The sequence below is a fragment of the Azospirillum oleiclasticum genome (assembly GCF_013423485.1).
Classification (GTDB): Bacteria; Pseudomonadota; Alphaproteobacteria; order Azospirillales; family Azospirillaceae; genus Azospirillum; species Azospirillum oleiclasticum.
The window spans coordinates 106,315-129,917 of sequence record NZ_JABFFR010000009.1 but is presented as its reverse complement, the minus strand read 5'-3'; the positions used below and the strand labels follow the sequence as shown (position 1 = coordinate 129,917).

General features: G+C 64.8%; 18 protein-coding genes. 16 read left to right on the top strand and 2 right to left on the bottom strand.

The window, feature by feature from the left end:
* Positions 1-9 precede the first annotated feature (9 nt).
* The 16 genes from cyoE (at position 10) to HL658_RS12525 (ending at position 21,693) form a co-directional block, all read left to right on the top strand.
* Positions 10-906: a heme o synthase gene (cyoE, locus tag HL658_RS12595; protein ID WP_180282320.1), complete on the top strand. Its 897-nt coding sequence runs from the start codon at positions 10-12 to the stop codon at positions 904-906.
* Positions 906-1,040: a hypothetical protein gene (locus HL658_RS37710; protein WP_281378748.1), complete on the top strand. Its 135-nt coding sequence runs from the start codon at positions 906-908 to the stop codon at positions 1,038-1,040. Before cyoE ends, HL658_RS37710 begins: the two co-directional genes overlap by 1 nt.
* A gap of 1 nt (position 1,041) precedes the next feature.
* Entirely contained in the window at positions 1,042-1,632 is a 591-nt protein-coding gene (locus HL658_RS12590; RefSeq protein WP_180282556.1) for a cytochrome c oxidase assembly protein, read from the top strand.
* A 46-nt stretch (positions 1,633-1,678) separates the two neighbouring features.
* Entirely contained in the window at positions 1,679-2,524 is an 846-nt protein-coding gene (locus HL658_RS12585) for a cytochrome c oxidase subunit 3 (RefSeq protein ID WP_180282554.1), read from the top strand.
* 85 nt (positions 2,525-2,609) lie between these two features.
* Entirely contained in the window at positions 2,610-2,909 is a 300-nt protein-coding gene (locus HL658_RS12580; RefSeq protein WP_343055082.1) for a DUF983 domain-containing protein, read from the top strand.
* Positions 2,906-3,604, top strand: coding sequence for an SURF1 family protein (locus HL658_RS12575; protein WP_343055081.1), 699 nt, complete (start codon positions 2,906-2,908; stop codon positions 3,602-3,604). The genes HL658_RS12580 and HL658_RS12575 overlap by 4 nt, the downstream gene beginning before the upstream one ends.
* Positions 3,586-4,449 carry a hypothetical protein gene (locus HL658_RS12570; protein ID WP_425485332.1) on the top strand — a complete coding sequence of 288 codons (864 nt, stop codon included), beginning with the start codon at positions 3,586-3,588 and terminating at the stop codon, positions 4,447-4,449. The genes HL658_RS12575 and HL658_RS12570 overlap by 19 nt, the downstream gene beginning before the upstream one ends.
* A gap of 161 nt (positions 4,450-4,610) precedes the next feature.
* A complete protein-coding gene (locus tag HL658_RS12565) occupies positions 4,611-5,777 on the top strand; it encodes a site-specific integrase (protein WP_180282318.1) in 1,167 nt (388 codons plus the stop codon).
* A 37-nt stretch (positions 5,778-5,814) separates the two neighbouring features.
* Positions 5,815-7,401, top strand: coding sequence for a site-specific integrase (locus HL658_RS12560; protein WP_180282317.1), 1,587 nt, complete (start codon positions 5,815-5,817; stop codon positions 7,399-7,401).
* Positions 7,398-9,503 (top strand): hypothetical protein, encoded by a 2,106-nt coding sequence (locus tag HL658_RS12555; protein WP_180282316.1) that lies wholly within the window; start codon positions 7,398-7,400, stop codon positions 9,501-9,503. The genes HL658_RS12560 and HL658_RS12555 overlap by 4 nt, the downstream gene beginning before the upstream one ends.
* On the top strand, positions 9,490-9,957 hold the full coding sequence (locus tag HL658_RS12550; protein ID WP_180282315.1) for a hypothetical protein: 468 nt from the start codon (positions 9,490-9,492) through the stop codon (positions 9,955-9,957). The genes HL658_RS12555 and HL658_RS12550 overlap by 14 nt, the downstream gene beginning before the upstream one ends.
* Positions 9,954-10,367 carry a hypothetical protein gene (locus HL658_RS12545; RefSeq protein ID WP_180282314.1) on the top strand — a complete coding sequence of 138 codons (414 nt, stop codon included), beginning with the start codon at positions 9,954-9,956 and terminating at the stop codon, positions 10,365-10,367. The genes HL658_RS12550 and HL658_RS12545 overlap by 4 nt, the downstream gene beginning before the upstream one ends.
* Positions 10,364-12,631, top strand: coding sequence for an AAA family ATPase (locus HL658_RS12540; RefSeq protein ID WP_211109721.1), 2,268 nt, complete (start codon positions 10,364-10,366; stop codon positions 12,629-12,631). Before HL658_RS12545 ends, HL658_RS12540 begins: the two co-directional genes overlap by 4 nt.
* A gap of 579 nt (positions 12,632-13,210) precedes the next feature.
* Positions 13,211-14,569: a hypothetical protein gene (locus HL658_RS12535; protein ID WP_180282313.1), complete on the top strand. Its 1,359-nt coding sequence runs from the start codon at positions 13,211-13,213 to the stop codon at positions 14,567-14,569.
* Positions 14,570-14,914: 345 nt separating this feature from the next.
* The gene (locus tag HL658_RS12530; protein WP_180282312.1) at positions 14,915-19,936 is read left to right on the top strand and encodes an AAA domain-containing protein; all 5,022 of its coding nucleotides are present in this window, start codon (positions 14,915-14,917) and stop codon (positions 19,934-19,936) included.
* 11 nt (positions 19,937-19,947) lie between these two features.
* On the top strand, positions 19,948-21,693 hold the full coding sequence (locus HL658_RS12525; protein ID WP_180282311.1) for a DUF4236 domain-containing protein: 1,746 nt from the start codon (positions 19,948-19,950) through the stop codon (positions 21,691-21,693).
* A 414-nt stretch (positions 21,694-22,107) separates the two neighbouring features.
* On the opposite strand, the gene HL658_RS12520 is transcribed toward HL658_RS12525, so the two are convergent.
* Together HL658_RS12520 and HL658_RS38150 are read right to left on the bottom strand one after the other, a co-directional pair.
* Positions 22,108-23,043, bottom strand: coding sequence for a HEPN family nuclease (locus HL658_RS12520; protein WP_180282310.1), 936 nt, complete (start codon positions 23,041-23,043; stop codon positions 22,108-22,110).
* Positions 23,044-23,369: 326 nt separating this feature from the next.
* Entirely contained in the window at positions 23,370-23,582 is a 213-nt protein-coding gene (locus tag HL658_RS38150; RefSeq protein WP_425485334.1) for an HNH endonuclease, read from the bottom strand.
* Positions 23,583-23,603 lie beyond the last annotated feature (21 nt).

The following is a 23,603-nucleotide window of genomic DNA, read 5'->3' as shown; positions in this document are numbered from 1 at the left end:
GAGAGACCGATGACGGACCTGACGCTGCAACGGGTCTCGGTGCCCACCGCGACCGACTACATCGAGCTGCTGAAGCCGCGGGTGATGTCGCTCGTGGTGTTCACCGGTTTCATCGGACTGCTGGTGGCCCCCGGCCACCTGCACCCGGTGCTGGCGGCGGTGGCGGTGCTGTGCATCGCCGTGGGCGCCGGCGCGTCGGGCGCCATCAACATGTGGTACGACCGCGACATCGACGCGGTGATGGCGCGCACCGCCAAGCGCCCGATCCCGTCCGGCCGCGTCGAGCCGCAGGACGCGCTGGGTTTCGGCGTGTTCCTGGCGGTGGCGGCCGTGGTGGTGATGGGCCTGGCGGTCAATTGGGCGGCCGCCTCCATCCTGGCGCTGGCGACCGCCTTCTACGTCTTCGTCTACACCATGTGGCTGAAGCGGCGGACGCCGCAGAACATCGTGATCGGCGGTGCCGCCGGCGCCTTCCCGCCGATGATCGGCTGGACGGCGGTGACCGGCAGCCTGGACATCGCCCCGCTGGTGCTGTTCCTGCTGATCTTCCTGTGGACGCCGCCGCATTTCTGGGCGCTGGCGCTGTTCCGCAACGCCGACTATACGCGCGCCGGCGTGCCGATGATGCCGGTGGTGGCGGGCGAGCGGGCGACCAAGGTGCAGATGCTGGTCTACACGCTGGTGCTGCTGCCGGTGGCGGCGGCGCCCTGGTGGCTGGGTTTCGCCGGGCCGACCTATCTGGCGGGGTCGCTGGTGTTGGGTGCGATCTTCGTCGTCTGCGCGCTGCGCGTGCTGCGGAGCGACGACCACAAGCCGGCCAGGCAGATGTTCGGCTTCTCGATCCTGTATCTGTTCCTGCTGTTCGCGCTGCTGGGCGGCGAACATCTGCTGCGTGGAGGGGTGTGATGCTCATGGAGCACGGACACGACGACGAACGCCGCCGCCGCGTGCGCAGCCGCAACTACGCCCTGCTGGCGGCGCTGCTGGCGCTGGTGGCGCTGTTCTATGTGATCACCATCGTGCGGATGAGCGGTGGCTGAGATGGACGAGGGCGTCAAGCGGCGGAACCTGCGCCTGATGGGCGCCTGCTTCGTGCTCGTCGCGGGCATGACCGGGCTCGCCTTCGCGTCGGTGCCGCTCTACGACCTTTTCTGCAAGGTGACCGGTTTCGGCGGCACCACGCAGCGGGCGGACGCCGCCCCGGCGCAGGCCATCGGGCGCACGGTCGCCGTGCGCTTCAACGCCGATGTGAACGGACAGCTTCCCTGGTCATTCCGGCCGGTGGACCGCGAGATCACGGTGGCGCTGGGCGAGCAGCAGCTCACCAGCTATCGTGCCGCCAACCGCGCCGGGCAGGCCATGGTCGGCACCGCCACCTTCAACGTCACGCCCGACAAGGCGGGCAAATACTTCAACAAGATCCAGTGCTTCTGCTTCAACGAGCAGATCCTGGAGCCGGGCCGCGAGGTCGATATGCCCGTGCTGTTCTTCGTCGATCCGGCGATGGCGAAGGACCCGGACATGGACGACGTGACGACCATCACCCTTTCCTACACCTTCTTCCGCGCGCTGGACGAGAAGAAGGTCCTGGCCCAGACGGCCGCCCGTGCCGGCGGGGCCGAGAGCAATTGATCGAAGACCAAACGAAGACGATCGGATCACACGGGGTTGGATGACGATGGCGGATATCACGCACGGGCACACGCCCACTGAAACGACGGCGGGGGCGGGGGAGGCGATCCCGCATCCCTACCACCTGCTGAACCCGAGCCCGTGGCCGCTGCTCGGCGCCTTCGCTGCCGGTCTGCTGGCGACCGGCATGGTCATCTACATGCACGGGGGCACCTGGATCATCGCGCTGCTGGGCTTCCTCAGCGTGCTGGGCGTGATGTTCGGCTGGTGGCGCGACATCATCAAGGAGTCGGTGAAGGAGAAGGCGCACACCCCCATCGTGAAGATCGGCCTGCGCTACGGCATGTCGCTTTTCATCGCCTCGGAGGTGATGTTCTTCTCGGCCTTCTTCTGGGCCTTCTACGACGCCGCGCTGTTCCCCAAGGTGTCGCCGGACAACCCGGCCGGCGTGTGGCCTCCGCCGAAGATCGAGACCTTCGATCCGTTCCACCTGCCGCTGATGATGACGCTGATCCTGCTGCTGTCGGGCGTCACCGTCACCTGGGCGCACCACGCGCTGCAGGAAGGCAAGAACAACGAGGCGGCCAAGGCGCTCGGCATCACCGTGCTGCTCGGCGTCATGTTCTCGTTCTTCCAGGGCTACGAGTACAGCCACGCCGCCTTCGGCTTCCAGGACGGCATCTTCCCGTCCACCTTCTACATGGCCACCGGCTTCCACGGCTTCCACGTCATCATCGGCACCATCTTCCTGGCGGTCTGCTGGTTCCGCGTGCAGAAGGGGCACTTCACCCCGAAGAGCCATTTCGGCTTCGAGGCCGCCGCCTGGTACTGGCACTTCGTGGACGTGGTCTGGCTGTTCCTCTACGTGTCGGTCTACTGGTGGGGTTCGTAACCGCTTGGGCGCGAGCTACCACCCCAACGTTTCCCCGGTCACGGCGGGCATGCGCTGCGCATGCCCCCGCTGCGGCCGGGGAAACTTGTATTCGGGCTATCTGACCCTGGCGGAGCGCTGCTCCGTCTGCGGGCTGGAACTGGCGCGCAACGACAGCGGCGACGGCCCGGCCGTTCTGCTCATCTTCGTGCTGGGCTTCCTGGTCGTCCCGGTGGCGCTGATCGTCTCGATGAACGTCGACTGGCCGTTGTGGCTGCACACGGTGTTGTGGGGGACGGTGATCCTGGGCCTGACGCTCGGCATGCTGCGCCCGGCCAAGGCCTATTTCATCGCCCTCCAGTACCGCCACAACCGCTCCGCCTTCACCGGAGGGGCGGAATCGTGACGGCTGTGGCGGAGCGGGGTTTTCGCCCGTCCCGCTGGGCCACCATCCTGACCGTGATCGCGGTCCCGGTCATGCTGGCGCTCGGCACCTGGCAGGTGCAGCGGCTGGGATGGAAGCAGGAGCTGATCGGCCGGATCGAGCAGCGCTCCCACGCCGCACCGGTGCCGCTTCCCGCCGCGATCGACGAAGCGCCGGCCTGGGACTTCCGCCCGGTCACGGTCACCGGGCGCTTCCTTACCGACAAATCCATGCTGACACTGGCCCGGCCGCAGCAGGGGCGCATCGGCTATGAGCTGGTGACACCGCTCGAGCGCGCCGACGGACCGCCGGTGCTGATCAACCGTGGCTTCGTGCCGATGGACCGCAAGGACGCCGCTCGCGGCGGGCCGGACGGCACCGTCACGGTGACCGGGGTCGCCCGGTTGCCGCAGCCCCCCGGCTGGTTCCAGCCGGACGGGCGCAGCGCCGACGGGGTGTGGATGCGCATCGACACGGCGGCCATGGCCGCCGCCGCCGGCCTGCCGTCCACCGTCCCGCTGGTGGTGGAGCAGGCGCCCACCGGCGGGGTGCCGGCCGGCATCCCGCCGCGGGTCGAACTGCCCAACAACCATCTGCAATACGCCTTCACCTGGTACAGCTTGGCGGTCGTCCTTCTGGTCATCTACGGGATTTCGCAATGGCGCAGCCGCCGATGAACGCCTACCAGCACCTGGAGCGCCGCTTCGCCCGCATCGCCGCCATCGGCGACGCGTTGGGCATCCTGGGTTGGGACCAGCAGACCATGATGCCGGACGGCGCCGCCGACGGGCGGGGCGAGCAGACCGCCACCCTGTCGGTGCTGGCGCACGAGATGCTGACCGCGCCGGAGGTCGGCGACTGGCTGGCCGAGGCGGAGCGTGAGGGCGGGCTGGACCCCGTGCAGGCCGCCAACCTGCGCGAGATGGCCCGCGATCACCGCCACGCGACCGCCGTCCCCTCCGACCTCGTGGAAGCCGTCACCAAGGCCACCACCCGCTGCGAGATGGTGTGGCGCACCGCGCGCGCCGACAGCGACTTCGCCGCCCTGCTGCCGTCGCTGGCGGAGGTGCTGCGGTTGACGCGGGAGACGGCGGCGGCCAAGGCGGCGGCCTTCGGTCTGACCCCCTACGACGCGCTGCTCGACCAGTACGACCCCGGCGCCCGCGGCGAGCGCATCGACACCGTGTTCGATGCGCTCGCCGCCGACCTGCCGGACCTGATCCGGCGGGTCATCGACCGGCAGGCGGCCGACCCGGCGCCCGTTGCACCCTCCGGCCCCTTTCCGGTGGACCGGCAGAAGGCGCTGGGCGAGACGCTGATGCGGCAGGCCGGGTTCGATTTCGCCCGCGGCCGGCTCGACGTGTCCCTGCACCCCTTCTGCGGCGGCGCCACCGGCGACGTGCGCATCACCACGCGTTACGACGAGGCGGACTTCACCTCATCGCTCATGGGCGTGCTGCACGAGACGGGGCAGTTTGTCGCCTGTTCCGGTTTTTGTATACGGAACGCAAAACAGCAATAAAAATCAGCGCGGTAACGTTTCTGCCACATCTTTAGTGGTTGTGCCTTTTTGGTGCGTTGTATAGCCTGGCTTCAGAATGTATATGATTGCGGACGTTCTTGTTTCGTTCGCGAGGAGCCATGGCAGCGTCTGCTCCGCCGTTCAGCATCCGTTGGTGCGTCATGTCGACCGGCGACGCCGCCGGTGAGCGCCTGCCGCTTCTGTGTTGGGGCGATCGCTTTTCGCCGCCGGACCCGTTGGTCACCCGGTACACGCTGACTGCGCTGCGTTCGCGCCTCGTGCCGAATTCCATTGAACTCGCGTTGCGCGGCATTGCCCTTGGAATGATGTTCTGCGAAGCCAGGGACATCAACCTCGTGCGACGCGCTGTCCGAGGGACGATGCTGACGTCAGCGGAACTGGGCGTCTTGCACGACTTCATGCGCCGCGGCAGACGTACCGAGGTCGTCAACCGCACGACCGCGGCGCAACGGTTCTGGGCATTCATCAGGTACGTCGAATGGATTATCGCCCCGGTCATTGACCGGATCACCAACGACAATAACCGGCGGGTCGCGCTGGAGGGCAAAGCGGCATTTCTTCGGGCCGCGAAGGCCATCGGTCCAAAACGTGAATCATCTGTTGCCGAGGAAAACCCCGGCGAGACGAAAATGATGACGCCTGCTCAGCGTGAGCTTTTCCTTCGGGCGATCGTGCCGGGCAGCCCTGAAAATCCTTTCCGCGAGGACCTCCAGCATCGGAACTACGCCTACCTGCTCACCGCGTACCATCTTCCCCTTCGGGCGGGAGAACTGCTCGGCCTCAAGGCGGCCGACCTCGACTTCAGCGGAGCGCCGGGGTCGTTGACCGTTCACCGCCGCCACGACAACGAAGCAGACAAGCGTACCCGGGCCCCCGCTGCAAAGACCCGTGCGCGAGTCCTCATGTTCACCGATAAGGTGAGGGGCGCCATTTATGAATGGATCATGGTTCACCGGAGGAACAGGGAGCAGTTCCCCAGGGCGGCCAAGACGCCGTTTGTTTTCGTGAATGATGACGGCGACCCCCTCACGGCTCATGGTATCTCGTCAATATTCGATACTCTAAGAGCGGCGCATCCAAGTCTGCCGTCAAACTTGAGCACGCATTTCTTGCGTCATGACTGGAACTGCCGGTGGGTCGAGGCAGTGGACAGAGAGGTACAGCACCTGCCACCACGGGAGCGTCTTCAGCACAACCGGGATAGCCGTGACCAGCAAATCTACATGAACGGGTGGAGTGATCGGTCGACGCAACCGGAAAAATATGCGCGCGCCATCATCATTCAATTGGCAACAAGAAATCGCTGACTCTTCAGGCGCAAATCCTTGGCAAGGATGACCTGTAATGCGTGCGCGAACGCTCCAAGTTGAGGCGGCCGAATCGACAGGTGTTATTGTAAGCCTTTCTAAGCATCCCGTCGACACGAGTTCTTCCATCTGGCGCATATCGCCGACAGAAAGGATCGATTGGGATAGCTTTTCGTCGGCTCCCGAATTTTACGTGAGAGCCTGTCGTGAGTTCGCTCGGCACCTCATCAGAACAGCCGCTGCGCGGTCGGTGGGGAGCGAGTTCGGGCGCCTTGAAGCCGCCGTTGTTCAATGCCCGATCCGGGAGGATCAGCACTGTCTCGATACCGGTAGCCTGGGAGAGGAGTTCTTCACCGACCTCGAGAAGGTATGTAAGGCGCGCGGCTACAGCAAGCGATACACCAACGACATCGTGCTCAGCCAACGTCGGTTCTACATCTGGGCGGCCGACGCAGGATTTGATGGGTTTGATCCTGATGTCGCGACGGCGTTGGAGGACAAGGTCTTCGGGACCTTCGCAGCGAACGAGGCGGTGCTGCGGAACGACCCGAAGCACGGGCCGCTGAGGGAGCACGAGTTCTTGGCCCTGTCCAACGCCTTGCGGGCCCAGACACTCCCCGGGCAACGCTCCATTCCTGTGCGTGACGTCGTCGTGGGCCTCCTTGCGATGTCGTTCGGCTTGTATGGACGTCATTTGCAACTTCTGAACGAGGAAGACTACTACACGGAATCACTTAGCGACGGGTCCGTGAGCCATTTCTTGCGCGTTCCACGGCTAAAGAAACGAGTAGAAGTCCCGCGGGAGCAATGGAAGGTTCGCGCTCTCGACCCGAGGATCGGTGCAGTGATTCAGGAATTGATCGCCGCAAACGCCAAAGCTATCGCCGCCGACCCGCGTTGGAATGATGATGAATTCCACCGGCCCCTGTTCCGCGGTGTTTACACCGATCTCGTCGCTGATGGAGCGTTTCGGCAGGAAACGTACCGTTTGACGCAGGTTGTATTCAACAGGATCTTGGGCAGCATAGTTACTGCCTTTGGCCTGAAGGGAAGTGACAAGAAACCGTTGTGTCTGACTTTCCGGCGGCTGAGGTACAGCTACGCCACTCGGCTGGTCAGCCTCGGCGCCGCCCCGATCGAGGTTGCCGAGGCATTGGATCACAGCTCGACGCACCATGTCATGGTGTACTTTAACGGCCGGGAGATGCTTGCCCGAAGGATGGAAAAGAAAATGGCCTTGGAGTTGGCGGCGATCAGCCAACTCTTTCTGGGCCAAGTGATCCGCCGTGAGGACGCACCCAAGGGCGACGACGTCAAGCCGCCGATCACTTGGCCTCATCACACGGAGAAGACGCTCAGCCAGATCGGCAGCTGCGGGACCTTCGACCACTGTGCTCTTGCCATGCCCAAGGCTTGCTACCCGTGCCGCCTGTTCAGGCCTTGGCTGGATGCCCCTCATGAACGGGTTCTCGACAGCCTCCTCGAGGAACGGGCGATGAAGGAAGAAGCTGGGATGGCGCCGACCATCATCAAGCTCCTGGACGATGTGATCATTGCCTGCGCCCAGACGGTACGCGCCTGCGAGGCTATGAGGGCGGCCGAGACTTCGCGGGGAGCGGAATGACCGCAAAACGGCTCCCAACGGCTAAGGAGCGAAGCGCCAAGGAAAACCTTGATCGCTTCATTGCTCAACAAAAGAAGCTGACCGCCGAGCGTGGGCAACATTGGGATGCTCCGGGGTGGCCTTATGTTGGCAAGAACAGCAGGGTCAAGCGGAACACGACCGTCTGGTTCGATGTGGTGAAGTCACGATCGTCCACTCACAGGGGCGAGAGCCCGTTTCCGCCGAATTTTTTCGACTACGTCCGAGCTTTCGTGAGCAAGTGCATATCGGATTCAGGAGGCGGGGTTGACCGGGTAGCGCTCAACAGGATCGTCGACGCGCTGGGGTATCTGTGTCGGGCGGCGGGGTCGAAAATCAACGTTGCTGACCTGCTTGCGGCCCATTTCACCGAGGCCGAAAAGTTGATCGATAAGGAGCGGACTGGTCATGGCCGAGGGAACACGGCCGGTGTTCTGGAAATGATTGCGAGTACAATCTACGGCAAACGACTGACAGTAGTAATTTTTCAATGGAAAAAGACTATTCGTTTTGAAGAAGGGGCAGGCGCAAGGCGCGCCAAGGTGGGAGATGATTTCGAGGAAATTCGTAGGGCCAAGTTGCCGACCAACGACGTCATCGCTGCGCTTGGCCATCTGTCCAGCCGGACTGACTTGCCGATCCGCGATCTCGTGTGCATGCGCATCATCGACCTGATAGTTCTTGGTGGGTTCCGGATCACGGAGGTTCTGTCGCTACCGCGGGATACGCTCGTCGAGACGCCCGAGCTTGATGAGCACGGTGAAGCGGTTCTCGATTCTAATGGGGCGCCTGAGGTGGATGTCAACTTGCGGTATTGGCCCGCGAAAGGTGGCCATACGGTGACGGGGATGAAGACGTTCCCGAGGCAGTACCGGTCTATTGTGCGGCGGGCGATCGCCGAACTGCTGAGGGTCACGCAGCCCTTTGCTGAACTGGCGCAGTACATGCGGTCCAACCCGGGGCGCACCCGGTTGGGCGAGCCGTGGGATTCCATGCCAGACGACACCCGGATTGACCTGATGGACGTCGCCCGCTTGCTGCGGGTGGCTGCCGCCAACAGAGGGGCCGCCGAGTGCGTTGTAAAACAACAGGCTAGGCATGCTTTGAAGGCTCTTGGGGTGCCGATTCACGCGCTTCCTCATCCGACAAGAAAAAAGAATGGGCTTCCTGAGTACGTATTGAAGGCGGACTTGGTTAGAGGGTTGGTCCTCAAATCGAATCACGAGAGGAACTTGCTTCCAGACGGGGTTGGTAATCTTTACCTGGATGGTGCATTGATTGTGGTGCCGGTCAAATTTTTCAGGACGAAAGCCGAAGATGGCATCGTTTTTTTTAACGTGATGAATGTGGATTATGGGAAAATTAGAGATTTTCTAGCAGGCCGCCACGATGGGATGCAGAAAAGCGTATTTGAAAGATATGGACTGAAAGGAAGTGACGGGAAGCCTCTGAAGGCGAACTCCCATCAGTTCCGTCATCTCATGGATACCATGATGGCCGAGGGCGGTTTGGGTGAGATGGAGCGTGCCCTTTATGCTGGGCGCGCCAAGATCACTCACAACTCCTCCTATAACCATGTTTCTGGTCGGAAGATGGCCCGGGACGTGCTGGACAAGTTGGAGAAGGGCCAAGTCATCGGACCGGCTGCCGATCAGGTGAAGCGCATTAACGACCCGGTGCGCAGGGACAATTTCAAAACCGCGACCTTCGGCGCTGCGGCGCTCTTCACTGAGCTTGGGCTGTGCATTCACGACTGGTCTGTGTCGCCGTGCCCTCACCATGAAGAACATGTTCACTGCTCCGAGCACCTGATCTGCAAGGGCAGGGCTGACCACAGGGCGGAGGCCGAGAGGCAGCTGGAAGAGCATCGTTGGCTGGTCGAGATGGCGCGCGCTGAACGCGATCAGGAAACCTACGGTGCGGATGCTTGGCTTGAGCGTCACGAGCGCACGTGCCAGCGGCTCGAGACGATCATCAGCATCCACCGTAGTAACCTCATTCCCGACGGATGGCTGGTTCAGCTGACCGTCGACGGCGAGGTGGTGTTGACCGAAGACGTGGAGAAGACTCTTGAAGCGGAGTGACGGCAAGCCTTCTCGGCCCTTGACGCCGCAGCACGTTGCGCTGGTCGTCGCCCGGATCAGAGACTGGCCGGACATGAAGCGCATCACGTGGCCTGACGTCGTCGACTTGGCGGCGATCGGCACCGGGGCCGCCCGGTACGAGTGGGGCCGTGTGGCATTGGCGCGCAACAAGCCGATAGCCGAAGCCTACAAAGCCAAGCGGGCCACCTACGACGAGTATAAAGACACTGGCAAGCTCCCCAAGGTCAAGGCTCCGGAGTTTGAAATCCTGGAGCGACGGATTGCGGCTCTTGAGGCTGAAATTAAGGAACGGAAGGAGCAGCTTAACAATTACGATGACCGCTTTGCTCGATATATTTACAACGCGCAAAATCACGGCATCAGTCAGGAGATACTGGAGGCGCCCCTTTTGCCGGTCGACCGCTACCAAACGGACAAGAGGAAAAAGAAATGAGCGGGCAGGACAACCTGGCTGGGCGCGCGGCGGCGAAGGAGAACGTTGCGGCCCTGCGGCGATACCTTGAGGAGATGGAGGAAAAGGGTGAGGCCCTTCCGCGCCGAGGTGGCCAGCTCAACATGAGTGCCATCGCCAAGGCGGTCGGCGTCAACCGGCAGGTCCTGTACCAGAACCCCGAATGCTCCACGCTGCTCGCGGACTTTGACCAGGCGGACCAGAAGCGTTGCCTGTCCAAGCTCGACCAAGCCGCCATCACCCGCGAGAACAAATCCAAAGTTGACAAGGAGCGCGCGGAGCTCGAGGCGGACAACCTGAAGCTCCGTGCCCAGCTAGCCTCATTGAACACCGAGCTGGAACGGCTCCGACGCCTGGAGCGCCTTATGGTCGAAACCGGGAAGCTGCCATGAGCGTGCTCCAGGCGGGGGACCCGGCGAGCACGGACGTCACGGCGGAGGTGACCTGCACCTCCTTCCATCGCGGGGTGTTTGGCGGTGGTGTGCTGATCGGCCATGATCAGGGTGGCCAGTTGCGCCGTGCGGTCATCGCGCATGACGTGCTCGGCCGCGACCCCATCGAAGGCGAGGTGTGGCGGGTCAGCGGCCCGGAACGCGCCCACGTCGACTACGGCCTTCAGATCCACGCCCGCGTCGCGCTGCCCCTGCTGCCGTCCGGCGAGGCCATCGTTCGGTACCTGGCCACCAACCGGCGCTTCACCGGGATCGGCTGGGCCACCGCGAAGCGTCTCTGGGCCACCTTTGGCGAGCGCCTCTACGACCTGATCCGGTACCGGGACTACCGTGCGCTCGCCGATGCGGTCGGCCCGGACAGCGCAGTGACGATCATCGAAGGGTTCGGTCTTCTGGCCGAAGAGGTCGAGGTGTTCGCGTGGCTCGACCGCTACGGCGTTTCCCCGCGCACGGCAGCCGCAGTGGCGGCGATGTGGGGTGCCAAGGCGATCGAGCGCATCCGGGAGAACCCGTACACCCTGGCGCTGCTCGAGCCCTGGAAGGATGTAGACCTTCGCGCTCTGCGGCTCGGCGTGTCGCTGACCGACCGGCGGCGCCTTCTGGCCGCCGTCGAGGAAGCCATGGCCGCCCGCTTCGCCCGCGGCGACCTGGCCGCTACCCGCGCCCAGATGCACCCCCACCTGAGACAACTGCTGGGCCCTGGGGCGGCGTCCGAGGCAAGGCGGGCCATCGACTTGGCCGTTGAGGCCGGTCGGCTCCTGGAGCGCCCCGACGGTCTTCTGCAAGCCCGCGGGCCGCACTTCATGGAACGCGAACTCGAGCGCATGGTTGCGGAGCGCCTGGCGCGGGAGACGATGCACTCTCCGTTCGACGCGGTCGAGGCGGCGATCGCCGAGGTCGAGCGCGAGGAGGGTTACCGCCTGACCCCCCGGCAACGGGAGGCGGTCCACATGGCCGTCACGGCGCCGCTGAGCGTCATCGCGGGTGGCGCGGGCACCGGCAAGACGACCGTCGTCAAGGCTATCCTGGCGGCTTCCAGGCGCCGTCTGCTGGCGCTTCCCGCTGAGGAGCGGCGCGCGATGTCGTTCCCCCAGGTGGCGGTCGCCGGACGGGCGGCGAAGCGGATCGCCGAAGCCACCGGTCATGAAGCCATGACGCTCGACCGCTTCCGGCGGCGGCTGGAGAACGGCGGCCGGGGAATGCAGCGGGGCCTGCTAGTGTTCGACGAGTCCTCGATGTTGGACGTGCCCTCGGTGTACCGCGTGCTGCGGATGGTGCCACCGTCCGTCGACGTGCTCTTCATCGGCGACGAAGCCCAGCTGCCACCCATCGGTCCGGGCCTGCTGTTCCACCGGCTGGTGGAAGCGGACACCGTCCCTCGCGTGCGCCTTGACGTCATCCATCGCCAGCGGGCCGGGACGGGCATCCCGGCCGTCGCGGCGGAGATCCGCGCCGGTCGGCTGCCGGACCTGCCCCAATTCGATCCCGCGACCCCGCTTGCTCCTGGCGTTTTCGTGCTGCCCGCCAACGGTGATGACGTTGGCGGCCATGTGCTCGATGTGTGGAAGGCCATGGTCGGCCCGCCGCCGCAGGCCGGGCGGACCCAGGCGCTGCACGATCTCGACGTGCAGATCCTGTGCGCGACGAAGGCGGGGGAGGGCGGCCTCGTCGCGCTGAACCGGACCATCGAGGTCCAGTACATGGCGCATCAGCCCAAGGTGGCCGACTGGGGGCTGTCCGTCGGCAGCAAGGTGCTCTGGCTCAAGAACGCCTACACGAAGGCGCCGGTGCTGGACCGGGACGGCAACCAGGTCTTGGGCGAGGAGGGGAAACCGCTCTTCCATGGCTTCATGAACGGGGCGCTCGGCGCCGTCCAGCGGCCGACCAAGAAGGGTGCCTGGGTCTCGTTCGATGACGGTGCGGCCGACGAGATCGGCCCTGTGGACCTTCAAGACCTGACGCACGGCTGGGCCATCTCCGTCCACAAGGCGCAAGGCAGCGCCTTCCGCCGCGTCATCGTGCCCGTCACGAAGAGCAGGCTGCTCGACCGGACGCTGGTCTACACCGCCGTCACGCGGGCAGTCGACACCGTGGTGCTCGTGGGGAGCATGGAACTGTTGCGTGCTGCCGTGGAGAATTCACCGAAGGCGCTCACCAAGACGACCACCCTCGACTTTTCTTCTGCCGAATCGGGTTGGAATTGAGCGAGCGCGGGCCGCGTCTTCGCCGCCGAGAATAATCGTGACGTCACGATAAAGCTGATCAATCTTCACGTCACGGATAACAGTGCGACCGTCATGCTCCTGACCGTTGGAGGGTCCCCCGAGCACCTCCTGGTCAATCGGTCGAAGACCGAGTGATTCGGCTCCAGTGCCCGTCCTGACCGTCGGAGCCTGCCCCCTCGCGAGAGGACCGGGCTGCACGACGCCGGGGGTGCGTCAAGGCTGCGCAGCACCGCGCTTGCGCGGCGGGCCTTCAGGCCCGGCCTTGATGCGCCACCGGCGTCGTGCGAGATCGGGCCGTGAGGGGGCAGGCTCCGACGGTCAGGACGTCGGACGGCGTGGACGTTCCGCATGCCGCCTCAAGGCGGTCTGGAGCGAGCGTGGTTGATCAACGCACATGGCGGCCCGACACGGGAGCGTTGCGATCAGCGCCGGAGCGCGATGGTGGCGCCGGTAGACGACGGCTCGTAGGCGAGCGGCGGGCTGGTTTAAGAAGTCTGCGAATTCGATTCGCCTGGTTGTATCTTTCGCATGTATCCTTCGCGTTCGGCTTCAAAGGGCATGAGCATGTCGGAGAACCGGGCGCCGTCGGCCGCGACTATCAAGCAGGACGGAGTGAGGATCATCGCGTCCACGACGCAGGGCTTGCTCGAGCACATCCGACGCAAGCGGCAGGACCTGCGCAAACAGGTCGAGGAACTTCGCTCGCCCTACAGCAAGGCCCGCGTCATCGACCACTTCGACGGCTACTGGTCGACCACCACCGAGGCCCTGGTTAAACGCCTGAACGCCACCGGCCTGGAGCTGAACCAGTGGTGGGCCATGCTGAAGCCGGACTGGAAATGCCCGTGCTGCGGCCGAAGTAAGGACGCGATCGCGCACAAGAATGCGTCGGGCGTGCTCATCGCCAAGGTCGTCGATCACCACGACCACTTCGGCAACTTCATCAACCGGGCGTTCCGGGAGCAATTGGGTCCCAGGTGGAACAATGCTGGGGACCGGCGTCCGGACGTGATGCGCGCGCTCAACGAGGCCTTCCTGGCCTTCGAGAACGTCATGATCTGCGAGAGCTGCAACAAGGCTGACCGGGACGCGAAGGTGGCGTTGGTTGAGGCCCGGCGCCTTGGGCCGGATTTCATGGAGGCGTTCTCGTTCGCGGTGGATGAGATCCGCTACTTCATCACCAGCGGGCAGAACCAACACCACAAGGTGGACGTGAAGCGCGCCCTGAAGCTGTTCACTGAGCGCCGCAAGCTCGAGACCTTCGAGTTCCGCAAGACGGCCGTCTCCGAACAGGTAGCACTGCTCGCCCGCGGCGTTCACTGGCGGTCGCCCGAGCGTCATCCCGGCAGGGAGGACGTGAACGCCGAAGCCAGTGACATGCTGGACAACATGGGGCTCAACACCGGGGACAACTTCAACCTGATCGACACCTCGTGCACAACGAAGCGGGGCGAGGAGGCGCTGCACGTCTGGCGGAAGAGCGGGCAGCAGAGGCTGCCGACGCCGACCGACGCTGCGGTGGCGACGTTTCTCGCGGCGGCGCCGGAATGGCAGGACCTCCCGACCGGATGGACCTGCCCATGCTGCGGGCGTCCGCCGAAATACATCGTCCGGTTCTCCAAGGACCGCACCCTGCATGGACGCCTCAGCACCCTTGGCATCCACCCCGAACAGATTCCCGTCTGCATGGACTGCAAGGACATTGCCAACGGCCTCGCCAGGGAGGCCGATGTGGACGTTCGCCTGCTGCGTCCTGACGAGCTTCGGTCTCTTCTCACCGTCCGCCGACATCAGCGTCACAAGGTCACCTATCAACTCGCGGCCGATCGGATGGTGGAGCACGTTCGGGCAAGGTTGAACCCACGGGACGCTGCTGAGGATGACGGGTTTGGCGGTGACGGCTTTGTGGCGATCTGAGCGGCGCTGCGATCAACGGAGAACGAACCAGTGCGTGTTTACGATCTCGATCATAACCGCCGTTGACGTGAGAATCGACCAGCGCACATGAAGTCTGGGAACGCAAGCCGTCTGCTACCAATGGTAGAAGAAGCTGGGCGTGCGAAACTCTGTCCGCGATACTGAAGCTCAACGCTTGACCGGCAGATCATAGCGCAAGCAGCACATCCAACATATGGCATTTCTCGCCTAATTTGGCGGATTTCAAGTCTGTAACAAAACGGCCGAGATATCCCATCGGTTTACAATTGTCGGTGGTTTTGCTATTTGTGCTTTGTGGCAAAACCGATAGCGGTATAAGGCGACATGGCGGGGCTGACCAAAACACAGAAGGACCTGCGCAACGTCCTGCTCTACACGCAGGAGCTCGTCAGCCTCAACGAAAAGGTCATCTACGATCTGGTGGCCGAGCAGCACCCCCACTTCCACGAGGGGGCGCTGAGCGGTCTTGAGGGCATCGCCATCGGCGTTGACGCCGAGGTGTGGATGCGCCTCAAGCGTCTGCGGGAGACCCAGCCCCCGGCGTCCGACCCCATGTTCGACGGCTGGGTCAAGGCGGCGGCGCATCCGTCTCCAGACAAGGCGCCGACGCTGCTCGAGCACCGCATGCTCCGGCTCAGCATCGAAGAGATCTCGGACCTCGCTGAAGCCGGTTTGCTGGATCCCGATGACGTCATGAAGCCCCGGGATGCGGACGAGGAGTTCCCGGCCAGCATGGACGCCATCCTGCGAACGCACAGAATGCCGGAGTTCCGCCAGGCTTGGCAGGAGTACGTTGGTGGCGCGTGGGCGAAGTGGGCCGAGGTGGAGAAGCCGCGCCGTCGCAGCATCGACGTCTACAACAAGCTCTACCAAGTGCAGCAGCGCGTCACCGCCGCGGGCGATGACAATGCCATCGAACTCGTGTGGGGCATCGGCATCGCGCGCTGGCAGCGCGAGAACGGCCGCATCAACGTGCCGGTCCTGGAGCAGCTGGTCGAGCTCGAACTCCTCGAGGACGGTACGCTGACCGTTGGCCCGCGACAGCTTCCTCCGTCTTTGACCCTGAAGCCGTTCCACGCCCTAGAGGTTGAAGGGTCCAAGGGGCTCCAGCGGGATGCCGGAAGCCAGCTGGAGCGCATCGTCGAGGATCCCGACGTCACCTTCTCGCCGTTCGAACGGAAGTCCTTTGAGCCGCTGCTCAAATCCTGCGCCGCGCGCCTGTCCGCATCCGGCGCATACGTCCCGGACGAGGCTGGACGCGATCCCAACGACCGTTCCCTGCTTGCCATCGACGGCACTCTGCGGATCAGCGACACCTGGGTCCTCTACGTCCGCCAGCGGGCAGAGAATTTTCGCCAGGACGACATTCAGAAGCTCATCCAGCGCGTCGAGGAAGCCGAGGCCGAGGAGGATCTGCCCCCGGCCGCATTGAAATTCGTCAGGCCGCCGAGTGATGAACGGCTCTATGACGACGGTGGCCTCGACCTGAACGATGCGTCATGGAACCTGCCCGAGACCGTCGGAAGGTCTCCTGCGAATGTCCCCGGCGGTTCCGGCAGCGGAAGTTCAGGCGGTACATCGCTCCAAGTGTCCGACGCCTTCTTCCCTCTGCCGTACAACGATGACCAGCGCGAAATCCTGCGTCGCCTACAAGAGGCGGACGGTGTGGTCGTCCAGGGGCCGCCCGGCACCGGCAAGACGCACACGATCGCGAACGTCATCTGCCACTTCCTGGCCACCGGCAAGCGCGTGCTGGTCACCGCCAAGACCGCCGAGGCGTTGACCGCGCTCCAAGACAAGCTGCCGCCCGGAATCCGCGACCTTGCCATCTCGGTCATCCACAGCGACCGCGAGGGCGCCCGCCATCTGGAACAGGCCGTCCAGGTCCTGGCGAACGAGGCGAAGCAGATCAATCCGAAGCAGGTCAGCCAGGAGATCATCGACAACCAGCGCCTGCTCGCCGACATCCGAGACCGCATCAAGGTCATCGACGGCGAACTGTTGTCCTATGCCCGCCGGAACCTCGAGAACGTCGAGAGCGCCGGTGAAAGCGTGCTTCCCATGGCCTTGGCCAAGCAGGTCGTGCAGGACCGCTCCCTGCATGCTTGGTTCGAGGACCGCATGGATCTCGACGGCCGCTTCAATCCACGCTTCTCGGATGCCGACATCGCCGAGGCGCGCGACATACGCTGCGGGCTCGGGGCCGATCTTGCCTATGCGGTGGCCGACCTGCCGGACCCGGATGCCCTGCCCGATGTGGCGCGCGTGCTCGCCGCGCACGAGGAGCTTGCGCGGGCACGAGAACTCGAGGAGCAGTCGCGCAGCGGCGACGTGCCCTACATGGCCACGGCTGCTCTGGAGCAGGCTCGCTCGGTCCAGGGCTGGCTCACCGACTACCAGGTCTTCTTCGAGGAGGTTCGGGCCGAGACCTGGATGGTGAGCACCTACCAGATCCTGCTCGGGGTCCGGCGCTCGGACGAGGCGACCGTGGCAGCGCTGCGGCGTGCCTTGGACCAGTGGGCCAGGCTCTATGCCGACGGCCGCGATTTCGCCCTCAAGGGGATCGATCCGGGCGACGTGCCGCCCGACGATCAGGCATTCGATGCGGCCGTGGCCGCCCAAGCCCGCGGCGAGAAAGCGTTCGGCGTGTTCTCGTTCGGCAAGGGCCCCCTCAAGGAGCGCCTCGCTCGGGTGCTGGTCGGCGGCAGCGCTCCCGCCACCCCGCAACAGTGGCAGGAGGTGAAGGCCTGCCGGACTTGGCAGCGCGACGCACAGGCCTTCCTGCGCAACTGGGCGGCCATCTGCGGCAGCCTTGGTCTGCCGCCGGTGCCGACCGACTGGCCGCGCGGGCGGGGCGAACTCCTGCGCCTGGGGCGCCTGATCGCGTCACTGCTGCGCTTCGCGTCCGAGGCCAAGGCCTGCGTCGATACTCTCCAGGCCCTGTTCCCCTACGGGCTTGATGCGCGCGCCGTCGTCTACGAGGGCGATGTGTCCCGCGCACTCGACGCCCTGGCGGCGAACCTGGAGAAGGCGGAACTCGTCGACGCCGAGGCTGTCCGACAGGAAATCGTGGCCTTGGCCGGGGGGCGGGGCCTGCCATTCCACGCCGGGCTGATGGAGTTCGCTGGCGCCCTTGGCGATGCGTCCGTCGCCCCGAACGACCTCGCCGACGGCTGGCGGCAAGTCTGTGCGGAAGCGGAACGGCTGTCGTCTCTGCGCCCGCATCGCATGCGGCTCGACGAAATTGCCGACGCGGTGCGCCGGTCGGGCGCGCCGCGGTGGGCCGACACGCTGACGACGGACCCAGTGCTCGACGGTATGGACGGCCGGACGCCGCTGGATTGGCGGGCCAGTTGGGAATGGGCGCGGGCGGACGGCTTCGTGCGCAGCATCGGCGACCGCGCCGCCATCCAGAAGCTGGCCGATGAACGCTCCGAGCTCGAGGCGCGACAGCGCGTGATCTTGGCCGAGGTCGTGAGGCTTCGCACGTTTTTGGGCCTCAAGCGAGCGCTGACGGGGCGCATCGAGGCGGCCCTTGCCAAGTTCGCCGCGGCCATCGCCAAGCTGGGCGCCGGAACCGGCAAGGCGGCCGGACGCCACCGGCGCGTCATCCGCGACGCCACGCTCGACGCCGCGGATGCGGTGCCGTGTTGGATCCTGCCGGAATGGCGCGTCGCCGAGCAACTGCCCGCCACCCTCAACGCCTTCGACTTGGTGATCGTCGACGAGGCGAGCCAGTCCGACATCACCGCCTTGCCCGCTGTACTGCGGGGCAAGAAGCTGCTGATCGTTGGCGACGACAAGCAGGTCAGCCCGAACTACATCGGCCTGGACGAGCGCACCATTGTCCAACTGCGCACAACCTACCTGAGCGGCTTGCCCTTCGCCGACCAGATGGACCCGGCGACGTCGCTCTATGAACTTGGCAGCATGATCTTCCCCGGCAAGGCGGTGCTGCTGCGTGAGCACTTCCGCTGCGTCGAGCCGATCATCCGCTTCTCCACCCGGTTCTACCAGAACCTGCTGGTGCCGATGCGCCTGCCCAAGGCCACCGAGCGCCTCGACCCGCCGCTTATCGACATCCTGGTGCGCGATGGTGAGAAGGCCGGTGACGTGAACAAGCACGAGGTCGAGGTCATCGTCGAGGAAGTGCGGCGCCTGTCCGAAGATCCGGCCTTCGAGAAGCGCACCATCGGGATCATCTCGCTCATCGGCGACAAGCAGGCGAAGTTGATCTACGACCGGCTGATGCGCGAACTCGGTGCGGACGTCATCGACCGCCACCGCATCATGTGTGGCAGCGCGGCGACCTTCCAGGGCCAGGAACGCGACATCGTTTTCCTGTCTATGGTGGCCTGCCCCAGGACGGCGATGGCGCAGCGGTCGCGCATGTTCGAGCAGCGCTTCAACGTGGCTTTGTCGCGGGCCCGCGACCGGCTGGTGTTGGTGCGGTCGGTCTCCTCGTCCGACCTCAAGCCGGGGGATCTCAAGCTCCAGGTCATCGAGCACTTCCGCAACCCCATGGGCGAAGGCAAGGTCATCGCCCGCAAGGACGTGCTCGACGTCTGCGACTCCGGCTTCGAGAAGGAGTTCGGCGCACGCCTGCTTGACTTTGGCTACCGTATCCGCGCCCAGGTTCCGGTCGGCGGCTACCGCATCGACTTCGTGGTCGAGGGCGCCGACGACCGTCGTCTGGCGATTGAGCTCGATGGCGACGCCTACCACGGCCCCGACCGCTGGGCGGAGGACTTCCGTCGCCAGAAGTCACTCGAGCGGCTGGGCTGGACCTTCTGGCGCTGCTGGGGGTCGGAATGGACGGTCGATCCTGAGGGCAGCTTGGCGGACCTGCAACGCACGCTGGACGGCATGGGCATCGAGCCGCTCGGGGCCGAACCGCCACAGGGTGCCTGGACCGAGTTCCGTGAGGTCAGTGCGGAGGTCGAGCCGCCTCCTGCTGCGGAACCCGCACCCGAGCCGGTTCCGGTGTTGGCTGAAGATGATGGGGACGTTGCCGTGCTCGTCCGCCCCGTGGCGCAGACCGAGAGTGATGCGGTGCCCATGCCGGAGCCGGAGGACATCGACGCGGTGGCAACGGCCTCGCTCACCGTGGAGCCTGGAGATCTCGTGGTCGTACGCTACGACGACACGCCCAACCGCCCCGTCCGGGTCCGGATCAGCGAGACGGAACACAAGCCCGACGTCGGCATCATCCATGTCGGCGAGCCGCTGGCCAAGGTGCTGCTCGGCAGCGCACTCGAGGACGAAATTGAGATCGACCTGAGTGGCGGGAAGACACGGACCGGAGTGATTGAGCGAATCGAGCGCGCGCCTGCGGTGGCGGCCTGAGGAGGACACCCATGGGGTTACGGTTCCGCAAATCCGTTCGGCTGTTTCCTGGGGTGAAGCTGAACGTCTCTGGGGGGCGGATCAGCACGACGCTGGGCGTGCCGGGAGCGTCTCTGAACGTTGGCTTGGACGGTCGGGCTCACATGACGCTCGGCATTCCAGGCACCGGCATTTCATACCGAGCCAGCCTGACGCCACCGCCACAACGGCATGTCCCTGCGGTGCCGACAGCCGATTCGCCGCTTGGTGGCCGGTCATTCGTCCCCGGACCAACCACCCATCCGATCGGGGCGCTCCCCGGCGAGATCCGAAGTGCGGCCGTCAGCGCTCTGACCAGTCCGGGCTTGGTCAAGCTGAAAATGCTTGTGAACGAGGCCGCTGATCGCCGTCGCGTTCTTCAGAGGGAAATTGCCGGTCACAAGCGGGCTCTTTTTGCCTGGCGTGTGTTCACGGGATTTTCAAAGCTGTTTGTCGTTCGGCTTCTCACAAGTCCCTGGATTGCACGCTTCGAGGAACGGACAGCAACCCGGTGCGTTGAGATCGAGACCGCCAAGCAGGAGTTGGAGTTCGCAACGATCCAGCTGGACTTCGACTTTGATGCGCAGACTCTGGCTCTGTACGAGGAAGTTCGCCAAGCCTACGCGCGGCTGCGCATGAGTTCACGCATTTGGGACGTAACCACTGAGATTGCGACCAACCGCTACGTCGAGAGGACGACAGCGTACAAATCCGTGACAAGAAGGCCGGTCCGCTTCGACGTATCGCGCAGTGACCTTGTAAAGGCCCGCTGGGAAGCGCTGCACTTCGGAAACGCGAACGGTGAGGACCTCCGGCTCTACCCAGGCTTTGTGCTCGTTCGGGAGAAGAGCGGCGAATTCGCCCTTGTCGACATTGCCGATTTGGACATCTGGGCGAACGAAACCCGCTTCATTGAAGAGGAGTCGGTGCCAGGTGACGCCGCGGTGGTCGGTCACACTTGGAAGAAGGCCAACAAGGACGGTTCGCGCGACAAGCGCTTCAACAACAACCACCAGGTTCCGATCGCCCGTTACGGCGAGCTGACGGTTCGAAGCAACACCGGCCTCAACGAGGCCTACATGGTCAGCAGCGCGGATGCGGTGCTCTCCTTCGGGCGCGCGTTCTCGCGTTACCAGCAGGCCCTTGCTGCCGAGGCCAAAAGCAGTCCATCGATCACCCCTGCGGCCGACGCGGCCGATGCGGCGTCGCTGGAAACCGCGATCGAGGTCGAGGCCGATGGAGAGGCTCAGCCCCGGCGGCGTCCCCTCCTGGTCCTTGACGGGGTTTTCGTGGCGTTCGCGGCGACGCTGGTGACCGCGTGGCTGACGGTTCCCGAGTTTCGGACAGCGGCAAATGACTTGGTTGCGTCGGCCAATCACGCAACGGGCAACCTTCCGGCATCGCAAACGCGAGCCCCTGAAATGCCATCGGCATCACCCGCCACCAGTCCTTCAGCTCCACCCCCGCCTCCTTCACCATCCCCATCCCCGGCCGTGGTTCCCGCAGGCACTGAGGCGCCCCTCTCCGACAAGACGCCCGTGCGGGATGTGGTCGTGGTGCGTGCCCAGGGAGCCAACGTTCGGAAGGACGGCGGCGCCAACGCCCCCGTCATCAAGACCGCGCGCAGGGGCGAGCGGTTTACGGTTTTCGGCCGTGGGGGTGACTGGGTTCAGATCGGCGACAAGGAGCCAGCCGGATGGATTCATCACAGCCTGATCGAGCCGGTGAAAGACCGATGAATGCTATGGTGCAGGGTCCCAACTCCAGGAAGCCTATCGGCCAGGCCAGCATGTCAGCAGGGTTCATCACCGCCTGCTTGCCTTTGCCCTCATGAAGGCTGCCCGTCATCCCAGCATTTGCCGTCCAATAACGTTATGGCCTCTTCTTCCTCTTTGGCACGCGGATATGGGCGTGATCATCGCCGCCGTGTTCTTCATCTTCGGCTGGCTGGTGCACACCACGGTGGAGTTCCTCGGCCATCTCTTCCGGAGGCTGTGGACCGCCGTAAAGCGCACTGGGCGCCCGCGGGCGGCGGCAGGTCGGGCAGACGCCGTCGTCGTTTCGGGCGGGCCATTAAAGGCTATCCAGGAAACCTTTAATGGGATCGGCCGGACGGCTGTCGCATTAAAGGTTGTTGAGGGTGACCTCCCGCATCACCGCAGCAGCGGCTGCCTCCGGCCGATCAGCAGGGCGATTCGCGTCGCCACCAACTTCGCCTCCCGTTTGCGGTTCACGGCCATCTCCAGCACCTGCTCGGCCGAGCGCGCGGTTAGCGTGACGCGCGGCGGTCCGTCCTCCCCGGCGCCGGTCGGCGGGTCGGGCGTGTGGCTCAGCACCCGCAGCGGCTCCGCGCGCGTCCCCAGGCGCGCCGTCTCGGCGGCCCACGCCTCGTGGGCCGTGCGTACGGCCCCGTCCAGCAGCAGGGCGGCCTTGGTCGCGCACCCGTCGGCCACCTCCAGGATGGCGGCCGCGGCGGTCCCCTCGACGGCGAGCACCGGCACATCGTCGGAGCCTCCCCCCACCGCCGTCACCGTGATCTTGCGGTTCCGCGCCAGGGCCAACATCCGGTTGGTGACGAAGTCGAACAGGCGCTCCAGGTCGGGCAGGTCGATCTCGGCGGTCCACGTCCGTTGCTCGTCTTTCGTATTCCAGACCCGCAGCCCGGTGATGTCGCCCCCGTGCGAACCCAGCAGGTCGAGGTTGAAGTGCGCGATGCCGTTCCGCAGCATCCTGACCAACCCGGACGGATCGGACAGCTGGGAGTACGGGCAGGGCGGAACCCCGGTGCCGCCGTCCTCGCCGTCGGTGCCGTTGCGCTGGCACCGCGGGCATCCCTCGACCCACACCCTGATGCGGCTCACCATCTCCTCGGGTGCGCTCTCGACCGCCTCGATCAGCACGTCCAGCGCCCGCTGCTGCGGGAACACCAGCAGCCCCAGCATGCTGTTCAGCAACTGCGTCACCTCATAGGGGCCCTCGCCCCGAGGTGCCCCGTCCGCCTTGCGCCGCTGCCGCTCGGCCCGGATCAGGTCTAGGTTCGCCTTCGTGCGCCCAACGAAGTCGGCCAGGAGGTCGCGGGGGTACGTCATGGGGCCTCCGTCCGTTCGACGCCGGTTGGAGTCGGGGTGCCGCCCCGACAGATCCGAAGTGAGCCTTCCCGCCCGGACTGCCCGGGCGGGCTTTTCTTTTGCGGCTAACCCAGGCCCGCCTACTCCTTGAGCACCAGATAGCCGGTGAGGATCTTGGCCTTGGTTGATGATGTCGTCATTGCCCGGAAACTCCTCGTCATCGCATACGGCGTCATGAAAACACGCCAACCCTTCAAACCCGCTTGACTGTCAACACAGTATCTCATACCCCAGGACGCACGACTTGATCCGCTCCAGCGTCTCGTCCTGATCCTGGGGGCGTCATACTACAGCAATCTGTTAGCATACTGGTCGACCAAGTACATCGACCTCTTAGCCTTTGATAGGAGGTACCTGTTACCGAGGATCGCGTTGCATGTGCTGCATGCGTCTACGACCTCGCCGGAGCGGTGCTCTCCTCCCTTGCGCCGCCGGGACGACATGATCGACAGGGGCACGATGTGGTCCTTCGTCATGCTCCGCGTGGAACCGCAGTACACGCACGTCGCTATCAACCCGCC